The following is a 15,894-nucleotide window of genomic DNA, read 5'->3' on the forward strand; positions in this document are numbered from 1 at the left end:
GGCAAACGCAGTGCCGCCGGGCAATAAAATCTCAACAGGACTCACCGCAATGGCATATACCACCTTTTCACAGACGAAAAACGACCAGCTCAAAGAGCCGATGTTCTTCGGCCAGCCGGTCAACGTGGCACGCTACGATCAGCAAAAATATGACATCTTCGAAAAGCTGATTGAAAAGCAACTCTCCTTCTTCTGGCGTCCGGAAGAAGTGGACGTCTCCCGCGACCGTATTGACTACCAGTCTCTGCCGGATCACGAAAAACATATCTTCATCAGCAACCTGAAGTACCAGACGCTGCTGGACTCCATTCAGGGCCGTAGCCCGAACGTGGCGCTGCTGCCGCTGATCTCGATTCCAGAGCTGGAAACCTGGGTGGAAACCTGGGCGTTCTCCGAGACGATCCACTCCCGCTCTTATACGCACATCATCCGCAACATCGTGAACGATCCGGCGGTGGTGTTTGACGATATCGTCACCAACGAGCAGATCCAGAAGCGCGCGGAAGGCATTGCTCATTACTACGACGAGCTGATCGAGATGACCAGCTACTGGCATCTGCTGGGTGAAGGCACCCACCACGTGGATGGCAAAACCATCACCGTAAACCTGCGTGCGCTGAAAAAGCAGCTGTACCTGTGCCTGATGAGCGTCAACGCGCTGGAAGCGATCCGCTTCTACGTGAGCTTCGCCTGCTCCTTCGCCTTTGCCGAGCGCAAGCTGATGGAAGGCAACGCCAAGATCATCCGTCTGATTGCCCGTGATGAAGCCCTGCACCTGACCGGTACCCAGCACATGCTGAACCTGCTGCGCAGCGGCACGGACGATCCTGAGATGGCGGCAATCGCCGAAGAGTGCAAGCAGGAGTGCTACGACCTGTTCGTGCTGGCGGCCCAGCAGGAGAAAGAGTGGGCAGACTACCTGTTCCGTGACGGCTCCATGATTGGCCTGAACAAAGACATCCTGTGCCAGTACGTGGAGTACATCACCAACATCCGCATGCAGGCTGTCGGTCTCGACCTGCCGTTCCAGACGCGCTCTAACCCTATCCCGTGGATCAACACCTGGCTGGTGTCCGATAACGTGCAGGTCGCGCCGCAGGAAGTGGAAGTGAGTTCTTATCTGGTCGGTCAGATTGATTCTGAAGTCAACACCGACGACCTGAGCGATTTCCAGCTCTGATGACGCGCGTCACGCTGAGCCTTTCGGGTACAGAAGTGCTGTGCCAGGAAGAGCACCCTTCCCTGCTGGTGGCGCTTGAAGCGCATCAGGTGGAGGTCGAGTATCAGTGTCGTGAAGGCTATTGCGGCTCGTGCCGCTGCCGTCTGGTCGCCGGCCAGGTGGACTGGCTGACCGAACCGCTGGCCTTTATCAACGAAGGGGAAATTTTGCCCTGCTGCTGCCGGGCAAAAGGCGATATCGAGATCGAGATGTGAATGTGTCGGGTGGCGCTTCGCTTACCCGACCTACAAAACCGCAGTTCGTAGGCCGGGTAAGGCGCAGCCGCCACCCGGCATTTTCAGCGTTAATCCTTCAAAAAGCTCACCGCTTTATCCGGGAAATCCGTAAACAGTCCGTCCACGCCCGCCTGCTTATACAACACCTCATAAAGCTGATTCACATCCGTGGCATACGGCGGCAGCTGGTCTGCACGCACGGTGTACGGATGCACCTGCATCTTGCTGGCATGCGCCTCTTTCACCATCGCCGTCAGCTTCACGTGGCCCGGCGTTGAGCCTTCCGCTACCAGCATATGGTAATCAGGCCCAATGCCGTCGGCGTACTGCGCAATCTGCTTCATCGCGCCCGGCTTAAACATCCAGTCGTAGTTGTAGTTCACCCACGTCCCGTCCGGCTGCTTCTCCTGGGTTTCATTCCAGTCAGTGTAGGCAATCAGCTGCACCAGGTTGAGGTTCATGCCCATCTTCGGCTCCAGCTCGGTTTTGATGCGCTTCAGCTCGGCGGCATCAAAACACTGCAGGTAGACCTTGTCCTTCTTGCTGGTGTAGCCGTACTGTTTCAGCACCTCCAGCGTCTTCGCGGCAATGTCCTTCCCTTCCTGATGGTGGAACCACGGCGCTTTGATTTCCGGATAGATGCCGATGTTTTTATCGGTTGAGTGGTTCAGCCCCTGAACAAACTCAATCTCTTCCTGGAAGGTATGGATCCGGAAGTCAGATTTGCCCATCGGGAAACGTCCCGGATAGACCTGTACCTTCTTGCCGTTTTCAATCTCGAAGCCTTCGGTAAACTTCAGAGAGCGGATCTCCGCCAGCGTGAAGTCGATGGCATAGAAGCGGCCATCTTTACGGGCGCGGTCCGGAAAGCGCTCCGCCACGTCCGTCACGCGGTCAAGATAGTGATCGTGCAGGACGACCAGCTGGTCATCCTTCGTCATCACCAGATCCTGCTCCAGGTAATCCGCGCCCTGCGCATAGGCCATCGCTTTCGCCGGCAGCGTATGCTCCGGCAGATAGCCACTCGCGCCGCGGTGGGCAATAACGATTTTATCCGCCGCCAGCGCGGACCCGGTCATCAGGCCCGCCAGCAGCAGGCCTGTCGCTAACTGAGTTAATTTCATCGCAAAGCTCCTTATTGACGACGTGCCAGCACTTCAGCGTGGTGACGTTTTTCCCCGATCATCACAACAATCAGCAGCAGTACCGCCAGCACGCTACCGCCGATCATCACCATAAAGCCGCCGTCCCAGCCGAAGAAGTCAACGGTGTAGCCCACAATGGCGCTCGCCGCGACCGAACCGCCGAGGTAGCCGAACAGGCCGGTAAAGCCCGCCGCCGTGCCCGCCGCTTTTTTCGGCGCCAGCTCCAGGGCATGCAGACCGATCAGCATCACCGGACCGTAAATCAGGAAACCGATGACGATCATGCAGGCCATATCTACTGATGGGTTACCCGGCGGGTTGAGCCAGTACACCACGGTCGCGATGGTCACCAGCGTCATAAAGAACACGCCCGTCGCACCGCGGTTACCTTTAAACACTTTGTCCGACATCCAGCCGCAAAGCAGCGTGCCTGGGATCCCGGCGTATTCATACAGGAAGTACGCCCAGGAGGATTTATCCAGCGCGAAGTGCTTCACCTCTTTCAGGTAGGTTGGCGACCAGTCGAGGATGCCGTAGCGCAGCAGGTAAACGAACACGTTCGCGACCGCGATGTACCACAGCAGCTTGTTCGGCAGCACGTACTTCATGAAGATCTGTTTTGCGGTCAGCTCTTCTTCATGTTCCTTGCTGTAATCATCCGGATAGTCGTTTTTGTACTCTTCAATCGGCGGCAGACCGCAGGACTGCGGCGTATCGCGCATCAGGGCGAAGGCAATAATCGCTACCAGAATGGCGCCAAAGGCAGGCATGTAGAGCGCCGCGTGCCAGTCGTTGAACCAGGCCATCCCCAGCAGGAACAGCAGAGGCGGAATACCGCCGCCCACGTTATGGGCGCAGTTCCACACCGACACGATGCCACCGCGCTCTTTCTGCGACCACCAGTGCACCATGGTACGCCCGCACGGCGGCCACCCCATCCCCTGGAACCAGCCGCAGAGGAACAGCAGCACGAACATGATGGCAATGCTGGAGGTTGCCCACGGCACAAAGCCCATGAACAGCATGACCGCGGCCGCCAGGATCAGACCGGCGGGCAGGAACACGCGCGGATTCGAGCGATCCGACACGGAGCCCATGATGAATTTGGAAAAACCGTAGGCGATAGAGATCCCCGACAGCGCGAACCCCAGATCGCCGCGGGAAAAGCCCTGCTCCACCAGATACGGCATAGCGAGCGCGAAGTTTTTACGTACAAGGTAGTACGCCGCGTACCCGAAGAAGATCCCCAGGAAGATTTGCCAACGCAGGCGGCGATAGAGCGGATCTATTTCTGCCTCTGGCAGACGCGCCCTGTGGGGCGCAGGTTTGAAGATACTGAGCATAACAGCCTCCGTGGCCTTGAAATGAATGAGCAGGTGGCTCGCACCTGAATTCCAGAGGCGGGGATGTTAAGAAATCACGGTGATTGTTACTGTGAATCAACGCACAGATTGTTACAGAAATATGACAGAATGCGCAAAAAAGCGCATGAAATCACACTTCACTTTCGAATTCCGCGCGTTTATGTTCGAAATCAAACAAACCACAAAATTAATATGGCTAAATGATAAAAAACGAACATAGAGGGTAAACAATGACCAGTCACGATCCTCGTTATAGCGATGTGATAATCATTGGTGGTGGCGCAACCGGCGCCGGGATCGCGCGCGATTGCGCCCTTCGCGGCTTAAGCGTCACGCTTCTGGAACGCCATGATATCGCCACGGGCGCAACCGGGCGTAACCACGGCCTGCTGCACAGCGGCGCCCGGTATGCGGTCACCGACGCGGAATCCGCACGCGAATGTATTGCTGAAAACCAGATCCTCAAGCGTATCGCCCGACACTGCATTGAACCGACCGACGGCCTCTTTATTACCCTTCCTGAAGATGACCTCGCCTTTCAGGACACCTTTATTACCGCCTGCGGCGCCGCGGGCATTCAGGCTGAAGCCATGGATCCGGCGCTGGCGCGTAGGCTGGAACCGTCAGTTAACCCGGCGCTTATCGGCGCGGTGAAAGTCCCTGACGGCACCGTCGATCCGTTCCGCCTGACCGCCGCCAACATGCTGGACGCCCGGGAGCATGGCGCACATATCCTCACCGGGCACGAAGTGACCGGCCTTATCCGCGAAGGCCACCGCATCTGCGGTGTGCGGCTTTTTAATACGCAATACAATGAGCACAGCGAGCTGTATGCCACCGTGGTGGTCAACGCGGCGGGGATCTGGGGGCAGCGGATTGCGGAATACGCTGACCTGTCGGTGCGCATGTTCCCGGCGAAAGGCTCGCTGCTGATCCTCGACCACCGCATCAATAACCACGTGATCAACCGCTGCCGCAAACCGTCTGACGCCGATATCCTCGTGCCGGGAGATACCATTTCGTTAATCGGGACGACCTCAACCCACGTGGACTACAGCGAAATTGACTACAACCGCGTCACCGCTGAAGAGGTGGATATCCTGCTGCGCGAAGGGGAAAAACTGGCGCCGGTGATGGCGCAGACGCGCATTCTGCGCGCCTACGCGGGCGTGCGTCCGCTGGTCGCCAGCGACAACGATCCGAGCGGACGTAACGTCAGCCGGGGCATCGTGCTGCTCGATCACGCCGCGCGCGACGGCATGGACGGGTTTATCACCATCACTGGCGGCAAGCTGATGACCTATCGCCTGATGGCCGAGTGGGCAACCGATGCCGTCTGCCGCAAGCTGGGGAATACCAGGCCGTGCGTGACGGCAGAACAGCCGCTGCCGGGATCGCGGCAGTCCACCGAAAAAACGCTGCAAAAAATCATCTCTCTGCCCGCGCCGCTGCGCGGGTCCGCGGTATACCGCCACGGCGACAGAACGCCACCGTGGCTCGGTGAAGGACGAGTAAGCCGCAGCCTCGTGTGCGAGTGCGAAGCCGTCACCGCCGGTGAGGTGCAGTACGCGGTGGAGAACCTGACGGTCACCAGCCTGCTCGATCTTCGCCGACGCACCCGCGTCGGAATGGGCACCTGCCAGGGCGAACTGTGCGCCTGTCGCGCCGCCGGGCTGTTGCAGCGTTTTCACACCACCACCGCTACCCAGTCGCTCGATCAGCTCAGCGCGTTTTTAAACGAGCGCTGGAAAGGTATTCAGCCTGTCGCCTGGGGCGATGCCCTGCGTGAAAGTGAATTTACCCGCTGGGTCTACCAGGGGCTTTGCGGTCTTGAGAAGGAGCAACACGATGAAATTTGATACCGTGATTGTCGGCGGCGGGCTGGCGGGCCTGCTCTGCGGCATTAAGCTCACGAAGCAGGGGCTGCGCTGCGCGATTATCACCTGGGGGCAGAGCGCCCTGCACTTCTCGTCGGGCTCGCTGGATCTGGTGGACGAAGCGTACCGCGATAAGCTGCCACCCGAGCATCCGTATCACCTGATTGGCGCGCAGCATATTGACCGCTTTGCGCTGGAGACCGAAGCGCTGCTGGCAGACTGCGGCGCACGTCTGCAGGGCAGCGCCCGGCTCAATCACCAGCGCGTCACGCCGCTCGGCACCCTGCGTTCCGCGTGGCTCAGCCCGGAGGAGGTGCCCGTTGCCCCCATTCGCGCGGAACGCGTGCGGGTGGTAGGGATTAGCGGCTTTCTGGATTTCCAGCCCCATCTCGCGGCGGCGTCGCTCTGTCGCCAGGGCGTTAACGCCGAAACGGCAGAGATAGAACTGCCTGAGCTTGATGTCCTGCGCGATAACCCGAGCGAGTTTCGCGCGGTGAATATCGCCCGTTTTCTGGATAACGAAGAGAAATGGCCGCTGCTGTATGACGCCCTCAGGCCGCTTAGCGACAACTGTGACGCCCTGCTGATGCCCGCCTGCTTCGGTTTACGCGACAACCGGCTCTGGCGCTGGCTCTCGGATCGTCTGCCCTGCTCGCTCGGCCTGCTGCCCACGCTGCCCCCGTCCGTGCCCGGCATCCGCCTGCACACCCAGCTCCAGCGCCAGTTTGTTGCCCAGGGCGGCGTGTGGATGGCGGGGGATGAGGTGAAGAAAATTACCCTGGTGGACGGCGCGGTAAGCGAAATCTGGACGCGAAACCACGAGGATATTCCGCTTCGCGCCCGCTATACGGTGCTGGCAAGCGGCAGTTTCTTCAGCAACGGGCTGCTAAGCAGCCGGGAAGGCATTCGGGAAGCCATTATGGGCCTGGATGTTCGCCAGCGAGCCTCCCGCGCGGACTGGTATCAGAGTGATTTCTTCTCGCCGCAGCCCTGGCAGCAGTTCGGCGTGATTGTCGATAACCAGCTGCATCCGCAGCTTTCCGGCAAACCCGTCAGAAATCTCTTCGCCATCGGCTCGCTGCTGGGCGGATACGATCCCATTGCCCAGGGATGCGGTGGCGGCGTCTGTGCCGTCACGGCGCTGTATGTGGCAGAGCAGATTAGCCAGCGCACGGAGGCTGAACAATGAACGACACCCGTTTTGAAAGCTGCATCAAATGCACGGTGTGTACCACCGTCTGCCCGGTCAGCGGCGTGAACCCACGCTATCCCGGGCCTAAACAGGCCGGCCCGGACGGCGAGCGCCTGCGCCTGAAGGACGGCAAGCTGTACGATGAAGCCCTGAAATACTGCATCAACTGCAAACGCTGCGAAGTCGCCTGCCCGTCGGATGTGAAAATCGGCGATATTATCCAGCGTGCCCGGGCGCGCTACAGTACGCAAAAGCCGTCGCTGCGGGACGCGATTCTGAGCCACACCGATCTGATGGGCAGCGTCTCTACGCCGTTTGCCCCGCTGGTGAATGCCGCGACCGCTCTCAAACCGGTGCGCCAGCTGCTGGATGCCACGCTGAAGATAGACCATCACCGCAGCCTGCCGAAATATTCTCACGGCACCTTCCGCCGCTGGTATAAATCCGTGGCGGCGGAGCAGGCGCAGTACGCCGAGCAGGTGGCCTTTTTCCACGGCTGCTATGTGAACTACAACCATCCGCAGCTGGGTAAAGATCTGCTGAAGGTGCTGAACGCCATGGGAACCGGCGTACAGCTGCTTAGCAAGGAGAAGTGCTGCGGCGTGCCGCTGATTGCTAACGGGTTTACCGATAAAGCGCGCAGGCAGGCTCAAAGCAATGTCACCTCCCTGCGCGAAGCCATCGTCGACAAGGGCATACCGGTGCTGGCGACCTCGTCCACCTGTACCTTCACCCTGCGCGATGAGTATCCGCATCTGCTGGACGTGGACAACACCGGCCTGCGAGAGCACATCGAGCTGGCAACACGCTTCCTGTGGCGCAAGCTGGACAGCGGGCAGACGTTGCCGCTGGGGAAATTGCCGCTGAAAGTGGTGTACCACACGCCGTGTCATATGGAGAAGATGGGCTGGTCGCTCTATACGCTGGAGCTGCTGCGGTTAATCCCGGGGCTGGAGCTGACGGTGCTGGACTCGCGCTGCTGCGGGATCGCGGGAACCTACGGCTTTAAGCGTGAAAACTACGAAACGTCTCAGGCGATCGGCGCTCCGCTGTTCCGTCAGATTGAGGAGAGCGGCGCGGATATCGTGGTGACGGACTGCGAAACCTGCAAGTGGCAGATTGAGATGTCCACCAGCAAGCGCTGCGAGCATCCGATTACGCTGCTGGCAAAGGCGCTCGGGTGAACATGGCCGGGGCGAAAGGCCCCGGCACAGGCGTTACTCCACGAACAGCGACTCAACCACGTTAATCCAGCCGTGCTCGCTGGCCACCTCTTTGCCATTCAGCCAACGGCGCAGCATGTTCAGTGCCATCATAGCGCACACCTCCTGACGCACCGTCAGGCTGTGGCGGGTAATGCTCATTTTTACCCGCAGGGCGTGGGTGCCCTCGGGCGTCGCCAGCGCGAAGTTGAGATGTTCTTCATCCAGCCCACCGACAAACAGCGCCAGACCGGCAAAATGCTTCACCCTTCTCTCGGACGCCCAGCGGGCGGTCTGCGCCAGGGTCTCCTGCTGGAACGGCACCACTTCGCTCGCCAGCAGCGGCGCGTTGACGCGCGACAGCTGAAGTGCCAGCAGGCCACCGGTGAACTGCTCGCTTAAGGTCACGCTCAGTTGACGCGCCTGCAGCTGCTTCGCAATCTGCGCGGGCAACCCTTCCGTACCTTCAAAGATCAGGCTTTCGCCCGCCACGCGCTGCACCTCGGGCCACAACGCCAGCATCGCCTCTTTCTGTTCGACCGGGCCTGTCAGCTTAAGTTCAATGATCGGCATGGAGGAGCGATAGCCCATGGACACGCCCGGCGGCAGAGGAAGGTGATCGAGGCTCTGGGCCAGATCGCTTTCCGAGCGGCCAAAGGTGGTCAGACGCAGGCACAGCGGCGGTTCCGGCAGGGTAAAACGATCGCGAAGGCGCGGCAGGATCTGCTGCTCGACCATCACTTTAAATTCTGAGGGCACGCCCGGCGTGAAGAACATCAGACAGCGGTTCAGCTGCATGGCAAACCCACACGCGGTACCGACCGGGTTATCGACCAGTTCAGCACTGGCGGGAATTTCAGCCTGTTTGCGGTTGCTGGGGGCCATGACGCGGCCACGTTCGGAGAAAAAACGCGCCATCTGCGAGAGCCACGCCTCATGCAGCACCAGCCCTTCGCCTTTTGCGGTCGCGGCGGCCAGGGCACTGAGATCGTCACTGGTGGGGCCGAGCCCGCCGTTCACAATCAGCACGTCGCACTGTTCACTGCGCTCGCGCAGAACAGCGACCAGTGACTCAAGATTGTCGCCCACCGTATTGCGGCGCGTTAACGGTAATCCTTGCTCAAAGAAAAGATCGGCCAGCCAGGCAGCATTGGTATCAATAATTTGTCCATGCAGCACTTCGTCGCCGGTGGATAACATCTCCACGTTAATCATTGTGTTCTCCCGCTTATTTGGTCAAAACACTATAGCGCAAACGCGGGGTGGAGCAGAGAGAAACTGGCGCGACAGCATGCCGCGCCGGAGAGATTAGAAGCCTGCGCTGACGCCCACGTACGGGCCGTCGGCCAGCGCGTTATCGCGGTTACCGTCTTTGCCGGCCAGGTTCAGATAGCGATAGCCTGCTTCGATGGTGATTGGACGCATGATGGTCCAGCGTGCGCCAGCGTTGGCCTCTTCATAGCTGTCGATACCGCTTGAGAGGGAGTCCGGAGAGTAGTAGTACTCACCAAACAGGCCAAAGCTGTCGCCAATTTTCCACTGCAGACCGCCGCCCACTGCCGCCGCGTACCCTTCATCACCGTCATTTGGGTTGGTATAGATACCTTTACCACCGACGGTCGCCAGGAACGGGCCAAGAGGAACGTTGAGACCCAGGCCGAGGCTGGCCGCGTCGCCGTCGTCATCGTTATGCGTCCAGCCGCCGGTCATCGCCAGACCGGATGTCTCGGTACCCATGCCAAAGCCCAGGTGGGTATAATCCTGACCCGCCGAGCCGTTAATGCTAATGGCGTTCGCCGCCGCAGATACAACCATCAGGCCGAAGCCCAGTAATGCCACTTTTTTCATTGTCGTGATCCCGCACAATTTTTATAGAGAAGTCCCAAAACCGCGAGATTTTAACCTGGGTCTTTCGGGGATCAAGCACTCTGCGTGCGGCCGGTCAGTAGATTGTAACTATTTGAAACGGCTATTATCCCTTCAGCGTTGCGTTAACCCACTCCTGCAGCGCGCGGCGCGAAACTTTAATGCCGCCATTTTTGAGTTCAGTCGGCAGCAGCAGCCAGCGGACGGGTTGCTCAAAACGCGCCACCTTGTCCCTCACCCAGTCGGGTAAGCAGGTGATATCCGTTCCCGGCTCGCACTCCACGACCGCCACCGGGCGTTGCCCGAATTCAGCGTCGTCCAGCGGAACGACAAACACCTGGTTAACCTGCGGGTGCGTGGCGATAACGCGCTCCAGCGATTCCGGCTGGATCCCTTCTCCACCGCTAAAAAAGAGGTTGTCCATGCGGCCAAGGATCGTCAGACGGCCGTCATGCCATTCGCCGCGATCGCGTGTGGCGAACCAACCCTGCGCGTTGGTCAGCGAAATCAGTTCGCCATCCCGCCAGTAGCCTGAGGCCATGCTTTGCGCCCTGATCCAGACTTCACCGTTAACGACCTGCACCTCTCTGCCCGGCAGCGCACAGCCCACGTCCGGCTCGCCGTCCGCCTCTTTCGCACAGACGGTAGAGGCAAACTCGGTCAGACCGTAGCCGCAGAAGGTGCGTATATGCTGCTCTCGCGCCTGTTCGGTCAATTCAACAGGGATGGCCGCCCCGCCCAGCAGCACCGCTTTCAGTGCGACAGGCTGGTGGGCATTCAGCAAGCGCCAGAGCTGGGTTGGCACCAGTGAGGCGTGGGTGCAGCCGCACAGCGCCTGCTCCAGAGGCTGTTTCTCGCGTACGGTTAACCGCGCGCCGGCCTGCAGCCAGCGCCATAAAATCCCCTGGCCGGAAACGTGAAACAGCGGCAGCGAAAGCAGCCAGTCGTCGTCTTCACCGTAGGGCATCAGCGCCAAAACGCCGCGCGCGCTGGCAAGATGGGCCTCGCAGGTATGGACCGCCGCTTTCGGCAGTCCGGTGGAGCCTGAAGTCAGCGTCATGGAGGCCAGCCGCGCCGGCTGCCACGCAGCGCGATACGCATCGGCTGTCTCGTGCATGCGCAGGGCAGGAAGAGCGTCGTAGCTGCCGTCCAGCACCAGCGCAAAGCGCAGCGTCATCTGCGGGAGCAGCACGTCCAGCAGCGGGCGCGGCAGTTGCGGATTAGCGGGAAGAATACGCGCCCCGCACTGGAGCAGCGCCAGCCACGCCAGCAGGGTTTGCGGATGATTATGGGCCTGCAGCAGCACGCCGCAGCCCTCCTCCACGCCCTGCTGGTGAAAGCCTGCCGCAAGGCTATCGATGCGCGCGCACAGCTGTTGCCAGCTGAGCACCTCGTCGTTCAGCCTCAGGGCCGGTTTATCGGCAAACAGCGCGCACCAGTGTCGCCACGGCCAGTCGGTAAAACTCATCGCAACGGCTCCAGCGCCGCGACGTCGAGGCACGGCAGCGCGCTGTCCGGCCACGGGCGGAGAAGCTGAGCCTGCATCAGGTTCAGCGTGTCGAGGCCAGGAACCGTATCCGGCGTTAGCCAGGCGGCCACGCGCGCCAGCTGGGTTAGCCCAAGGCTGGACTCAATCGACGAGCTGATCACCGCCGTCAGCCCTAGGGCATGCGCCGCCGCGACCTGCTCGCGCACTTTCGCCAGGCTGCCGGTCAGCGTCGGTTTAATCACCACTGCGCTGACGCCGGGCTCTGCGGCAAATTCAAAATCGGCCTCGCGCAGGCTTTCATCCCAGGCGATGGCAATCCCCGTTTCGCGGGCAAACGCGCGCGAATCCTCGCGGGTTTTGCACGGCTCTTCGAGGAAGGCAATGCGGCTCCGGTAGGCCGGGTTGACGTACTTCGCAAACTGCTGCGCCTTAAGCGGCGTCCAGGCGCGGTTGGCGTCCAGACGCAGATGCAGATCGGGGATCGCCTCCAGCAGCAGGTTGGCGACCATGCCGTCACGCACCGCCTCGTAGAGCCCAACTTTGATTTTCGCGACTTTCTCGCCCGGCATGGCGGAGAGCAGCGCGAACAGCTCGTCCGGATCGCCCGTGCAGAGCGGCGCCGCGCGGTAATTCCCCGCTTTCGGCAGGCTGCCGTCCAGTTCGGCCAGCGCGCAGCTGATACCAAAGGCCGCGGAAGGCACCTCCGGCAGCGCCGGATTTGCACCCTCGCACCACGCGTCCGCCCACGCCAGCAAGGCCGCCCGCGCGTCATCCAGCGACTCGAGGCTAAACCCCGGCAGAGGCGAAATCTCGCCCCAGCCTTCCCGCTCGCCCTGCTGCAGAAGCACGAAGAAGCCATCACGGGTTTTTAACCGCCGTTCACGCAGCACCACGCCCGCGTCCATCGGTATCTGCCAGCGGTAAACCTGCGCGCGACGCATTACGGGTTCCGTTTGTATTTGCTGAAGTCTGGCTGGCGTTTTTCGTTAAACGCGTTGCGCCCTTCCTGACCCTCTTCGGTCATGTAGAACAGCATGGTGGCGTTGCCCGCCAGCTCCTGCAGACCCGCCTGACCGTCGCAGTCGGCGTTGAGCGCGGCCTTCAGGCAGCGCAGCGCCATCGGGCTGTTTTGCAGCATTTCACGGCACCAGCGCACGGTCTCTTTTTCGAGCTCGGCAAGCGGCACCACGGTGTTCACCAGGCCCATATCCAGCGCTTCCTGCGCATTGTACTGACGGCACAGGAACCAGATTTCGCGGGCTTTTTTCTGACCGACGATGCGCGCCATGTAGGAGGCCCCCCAGCCGCCATCGAAAGATCCCACTTTCGGGCCCGTCTGGCCGAAGATGGCGTTCTCGGCGGCAATGGTCAGGTCGCACATCATGTGCAGCACGTGGCCACCGCCGATGGAGTAGCCCGCCACCATCGCCACCACCGGTTTTGGACAGGTGCGGATCTGACGCTGGAAATCGAGGACGTTCAGGTGATGCGTACCCGCGTCGTCCTGGTATCCGCCGTAGTCACCGCGCACTTTCTGATCGCCACCGGAGCAGAACGCTTTCTCGCCTTCGCCGGTCAGGACAATCACGCCGATGTTGTCGTCGTAGCGCGCATCCGCCAGGGCCTGAATCATCTCTTTCACGGTCAGCGGACGGAAGGCGTTACGCACCTGCGGGCGGTTGATGGTGATTTTGGCAATGCCGTCGGTGGATTTGTGGTAACGAATGTCGGTGTAGCCTTCGGAGCAGTCCTGCCATTCAACCGGGGCGTAAAGCATGTGTTCATCAGGGTAGATCATAGAGTGTCCTTTATTCGAAGACGCAGTATCTGAGCCAGACTTGCCGCAACCGCATCGGGGTTTTCCCGGTGGGCGTTGTGTCCGGCGTTGGGAATTGCATGGCGAACAGCGTTCAGCTCCGCGGCAAGGGCCGCAAACTTCTCATCACGTTCGCCATAGAGATAATCAAAAGAGAAATGGCGCGCGCTCAGGGCAGCACGCAGGTCGGGCTGCACGGCCAGCGATGTTGCCTCGAGCATCATCGCCAGCGTCGCGCCGCGGTTCTGGCTGCGCAGGGTAATCAGCGCGTCGCGCTGGGCGTCCGTCAGGGAGGCAAACACGGGCTGTTGGTACCAGTCAGCGAATACGTTATCCAGCGGTTCGCTGCGAAAACGTGCTGCCCAGTGGCGGTCGGATGCCAGCCGCGCCTGTCGCGCATCGGCATCCTGCAGGCCCGGATGTCCCCCTTCTACCGTCAGGCCCAACAGCCCCTTTGGCTGCTGGCAGGCATGGAACATCGCAATGCGGCCGCCGAGGGAGTACCCGACGAGCCAGAACTTCAGTATGTTGTAACTAATCAGAGTTCGGGTGAGCAACGCGCTCATCTCGTCGAAGCCCTCGACGCCCAGGTGCCGGGATGCACCGTGACCCGGCAGATCCAGATACAGCCGGGGATAGTCACGAAGTCGCTCCCCAATACCCTGCCACTCGCGGCAATCGCCGGAAAAACCGTGCAAAAAGACCAGCCAGGGATAGCCTGGTTTTCCGGCCTGCTGCACGCCCGAGAGGATCACAGCTGGCTCACCTGCGCCAGCAGGCTTTGCAGGGTCTGCGCACCGTCAGCCTCGTTCACCACCAGCTCAATCAGCGTCGCGCCGGGCTGTTTCCAGGCTGTACCGAGCGCGGCACCCAACTGTTCCCAACTTTCCGGGCGATGATATTTCAGGCTGAACATCGCCGCGGCGTGTTCGAACTGTACGTTCTGCGGCATCAGATAGAAGCGCTCGCGCTCGCTCTGCGGCGTAGGCAGCAGGGAGAAAATCTGCCCGCCGTTGTTGTTGACCACAATCAGCACGAACGGGGCTGACGCCTGACGCAGCAGCGCCAGCGCATTGAGATCGTAGAGCGCGGAGAGATCCCCCACGATGGCCAGCGTCGATTTCGCGCTGGCGCGCTGCACGCCTGCCGCCGTGGAGATCAGTCCGTCGATGCCGCTGGCGCCACGGTTGCTGTACACCGGGTAGCCTGCTGGCAGCTGCGAAAAGGCGTCTATCAGCCGCACGACCAGGCTGTTGCCGACAAACAGCTGCCCCTGCTCGGGCAGGTACTGGCGAATACGGTGCGCCAGCCCGGCCTCGCTGAACGCTTCACAGCGCGCATGGGTCAATTCCCACGCCTGCCGCGACAGGTCCGGGAGGGTAACCGCCCAGGGTTTGCGTTTTTCAGCCGGATGGAGCGCCAGCCAGGCGTCGATACGGCTGACCAGACGACGACCGCGATGGTGCGCCGGGTCAAGACGCCCTTCCAGCGCGTCCACCAGCCAGTATTCGTCCGGTGTGCAGGTGGCCTGCCACTGCAGTAACCGTTTGCCGGTTAAACTCGATCCAAGCTGGACCACAATCTGCGCCTGCGACAGCTCGGTGACCGCTTTGGCATTACCCAGCCAGAGATCCGCGCACGGCAGCGGCTGCCCGGTCTGGGAAAGCACGTCGCCTATCAGCGGCCAGCCCAGAGTTTGCGCCCACTCGGCGACCAGCTTGCCTTCGGCGGCGCTCATGCGCCCGGCGATAACCACGCCACGCTTCTGCCGCCAGAAGAACCAGTCGCGCTGTTTCGCGCTCTCAAGGTGCGTCTGCTCGCGCAGCCACGGTTTCTCACTCTGCCACCAGTCGCCAAGGGTCTGCTGCCAGTCAAGACCCGTATCGTCCAGCTCGCCGTAGAGCGGCTCGGCAAACGGGCAGTTAATATGCAGCGCCCCGCTGCGCAGCGTCTCCATAGCATGATCGACGGTGGAGACCAGCCAGCTTGCCGGAATATCCTGGGTGGGACGGGGCAGCGAAATCGTCTGCGAAGGATGCGAAGAAAAGAGTCCCGGCTGACGGATGGCCTGATTGGCGCCGCAGTCGATAAGCTCAGGGGGACGATCAGCCGTCAGCAGAATCAGCTTTTCACCGGTTAACCCGGCTTCAATCAGAGCCGGATAGAGGTTCGCCACGGCAGTACCGGAAGTAACAATCACCGCCACGGGTTCTTTGCTGACCTTTGCCAGACCCAGCGCGAGATGCCCGAGGCCACGCTCATCAAAGTGGGTGTGGTGAATCAACGCCCGGTTTTCGGCGGCCGCCAGCGTCAGCGGCGTTGAGCGAGAACCCGGTGCAATACACACGTGCCTGACGCCGTGGCGCGTCAGGGCTTCAAGGATCACCGCCGCCCAGCGTCGGTTAAAAGAACTTACTGACATGAGATTGTCCGGTATCAAGAATGCGACACAGTATAAATAATAGAAAAAATTGGAATTTTGATATGA

Annotated in this window: 14 protein-coding genes; 5 read left to right on the plus strand and 9 right to left on the minus strand. The window is 60.7% G+C overall.

The window, feature by feature from the left end; genetic code table 11:
- The first annotated feature begins 49 nt into the window (after positions 1–49).
- Positions 50–1,180 (plus strand): class Ia ribonucleoside-diphosphate reductase subunit beta, encoded by a 1,131-nt coding sequence (nrdB, locus tag KGP25_RS16350; protein WP_045908711.1) that lies wholly within the window; start codon positions 50–52, stop codon positions 1,178–1,180.
- Complete coding sequence (yfaE, locus tag KGP25_RS16355) at positions 1,180–1,434, plus strand: class I ribonucleotide reductase maintenance protein YfaE (protein ID WP_025757202.1); 255 nt, start codon at positions 1,180–1,182, stop codon at positions 1,432–1,434. The genes nrdB and yfaE overlap by 1 nt, the downstream gene beginning before the upstream one ends.
- 89 nt (positions 1,435–1,523) lie before the next feature.
- On the opposite strand, the gene glpQ is transcribed toward yfaE, so the two are convergent.
- Both glpQ and glpT read right to left on the minus strand, forming a co-directional pair.
- On the minus strand, positions 1,524–2,579 hold the full coding sequence (gene glpQ / locus KGP25_RS16360; RefSeq protein WP_223539298.1) for a glycerophosphodiester phosphodiesterase: 1,056 nt from the start codon (positions 2,577–2,579) through the stop codon (positions 1,524–1,526).
- 11 nt (positions 2,580–2,590) lie between these two features.
- A complete protein-coding gene (gene glpT / locus KGP25_RS16365; protein ID WP_045354273.1) occupies positions 2,591–3,943 on the minus strand; it encodes a glycerol-3-phosphate transporter in 1,353 nt (450 codons plus the stop codon).
- Between the two features lie 251 nt (positions 3,944–4,194).
- Here glpT and glpA point away from each other — a divergent pair, with 251 nt between their 5' ends.
- From glpA to glpC, 3 genes are read left to right on the plus strand one after another with little or no spacing between them, the layout of a single operon-like run.
- A complete protein-coding gene (gene glpA / locus KGP25_RS16370; RefSeq protein ID WP_167211668.1) occupies positions 4,195–5,823 on the plus strand; it encodes an anaerobic glycerol-3-phosphate dehydrogenase subunit A in 1,629 nt (542 codons plus the stop codon).
- Positions 5,813–7,030 carry a glycerol-3-phosphate dehydrogenase subunit GlpB gene (gene glpB / locus KGP25_RS16375; RefSeq protein WP_223539299.1) on the plus strand — a complete coding sequence of 406 codons (1,218 nt, stop codon included), beginning with the start codon at positions 5,813–5,815 and terminating at the stop codon, positions 7,028–7,030. Before glpA ends, glpB begins: the two co-directional genes overlap by 11 nt.
- The gene (gene glpC / locus KGP25_RS16380; protein ID WP_063417583.1) at positions 7,027–8,217 is read left to right on the plus strand and encodes an anaerobic glycerol-3-phosphate dehydrogenase subunit GlpC; all 1,191 of its coding nucleotides are present in this window, start codon (positions 7,027–7,029) and stop codon (positions 8,215–8,217) included. The genes glpB and glpC overlap by 4 nt, the downstream gene beginning before the upstream one ends.
- A 33-nt stretch (positions 8,218–8,250) precedes the next feature.
- On the opposite strand, the gene KGP25_RS16385 is transcribed toward glpC, so the two are convergent.
- The 7 genes from KGP25_RS16385 to menD form a co-directional block, all read right to left on the minus strand.
- Positions 8,251–9,450, minus strand: a complete 1,200-nt coding sequence (locus KGP25_RS16385; RefSeq protein WP_223539300.1) for a nicotinamide mononucleotide deamidase-related protein YfaY — start codon at positions 9,448–9,450, stop codon at positions 8,251–8,253.
- 93 nt (positions 9,451–9,543) lie between these two features.
- On the minus strand, positions 9,544–10,083 hold the full coding sequence (locus KGP25_RS16390; protein ID WP_023616384.1) for a YfaZ family outer membrane protein: 540 nt from the start codon (positions 10,081–10,083) through the stop codon (positions 9,544–9,546).
- Between the two features lie 124 nt (positions 10,084–10,207).
- On the minus strand, positions 10,208–11,569 hold the full coding sequence (menE, locus tag KGP25_RS16395; RefSeq protein WP_223539301.1) for an o-succinylbenzoate--CoA ligase: 1,362 nt from the start codon (positions 11,567–11,569) through the stop codon (positions 10,208–10,210).
- Positions 11,566–12,531, minus strand: coding sequence for an o-succinylbenzoate synthase (gene menC / locus KGP25_RS16400; RefSeq protein ID WP_223539302.1), 966 nt, complete (start codon positions 12,529–12,531; stop codon positions 11,566–11,568). The genes menE and menC overlap by 4 nt, the downstream gene beginning before the upstream one ends.
- Positions 12,531–13,388: a 1,4-dihydroxy-2-naphthoyl-CoA synthase gene (menB, locus tag KGP25_RS16405; RefSeq protein WP_039023994.1), complete on the minus strand. Its 858-nt coding sequence runs from the start codon at positions 13,386–13,388 to the stop codon at positions 12,531–12,533. Before menB ends, menC begins: the two co-directional genes overlap by 1 nt.
- Positions 13,385–14,161, minus strand: a complete 777-nt coding sequence (menH, locus tag KGP25_RS16410) for a 2-succinyl-6-hydroxy-2,4-cyclohexadiene-1-carboxylate synthase (protein ID WP_223539303.1) — start codon at positions 14,159–14,161, stop codon at positions 13,385–13,387. The genes menB and menH overlap by 4 nt, the downstream gene beginning before the upstream one ends.
- Positions 14,158–15,828: a 2-succinyl-5-enolpyruvyl-6-hydroxy-3-cyclohexene-1-carboxylic-acid synthase gene (menD, locus tag KGP25_RS16415; RefSeq protein WP_063622166.1), complete on the minus strand. Its 1,671-nt coding sequence runs from the start codon at positions 15,826–15,828 to the stop codon at positions 14,158–14,160. The genes menH and menD overlap by 4 nt, the downstream gene beginning before the upstream one ends.
- Between the last annotated feature and the right edge of the window lie 66 nt (positions 15,829–15,894).

The organism is Enterobacter sp. JBIWA003 (assembly GCF_019968825.1).
Lineage (GTDB): Bacteria > Pseudomonadota > Gammaproteobacteria > Enterobacterales > Enterobacteriaceae > Enterobacter > Enterobacter quasiroggenkampii.

Coding starts and splice junctions, on each gene's coding strand:
- nrdB (WP_045908711.1), top strand. CDS start 50: ATGGCATATACCACCTTTTCACAGACGAAAAACGACCAGCTCAAAGAG.
- yfaE (WP_025757202.1), top strand. CDS start 1,180: ATGACGCGCGTCACGCTGAGCCTTTCGGGTACAGAAGTGCTGTGCCAG.
- glpQ (WP_223539298.1), bottom strand. CDS start 2,579: ATGAAATTAACTCAGTTAGCGACAGGCCTGCTGCTGGCGGGCCTGATG.
- glpT (WP_045354273.1), bottom strand. CDS start 3,943: ATGCTCAGTATCTTCAAACCTGCGCCCCACAGGGCGCGTCTGCCAGAG.
- glpA (WP_167211668.1), top strand. CDS start 4,195: ATGACCAGTCACGATCCTCGTTATAGCGATGTGATAATCATTGGTGGT.
- glpB (WP_223539299.1), top strand. CDS start 5,813: ATGAAATTTGATACCGTGATTGTCGGCGGCGGGCTGGCGGGCCTGCTC.
- glpC (WP_063417583.1), top strand. CDS start 7,027: ATGAACGACACCCGTTTTGAAAGCTGCATCAAATGCACGGTGTGTACC.
- KGP25_RS16385 (WP_223539300.1), bottom strand. CDS start 9,450: ATGATTAACGTGGAGATGTTATCCACCGGCGACGAAGTGCTGCATGGA.
- KGP25_RS16390 (WP_023616384.1), bottom strand. CDS start 10,083: ATGAAAAAAGTGGCATTACTGGGCTTCGGCCTGATGGTTGTATCTGCG.
- menE (WP_223539301.1), bottom strand. CDS start 11,569: ATGAGTTTTACCGACTGGCCGTGGCGACACTGGTGCGCGCTGTTTGCC.
- menC (WP_223539302.1), bottom strand. CDS start 12,531: ATGCGTCGCGCGCAGGTTTACCGCTGGCAGATACCGATGGACGCGGGC.
- menB (WP_039023994.1), bottom strand. CDS start 13,388: ATGATCTACCCTGATGAACACATGCTTTACGCCCCGGTTGAATGGCAG.
- menD (WP_063622166.1), bottom strand. CDS start 15,828: ATGTCAGTAAGTTCTTTTAACCGACGCTGGGCGGCGGTGATCCTTGAA.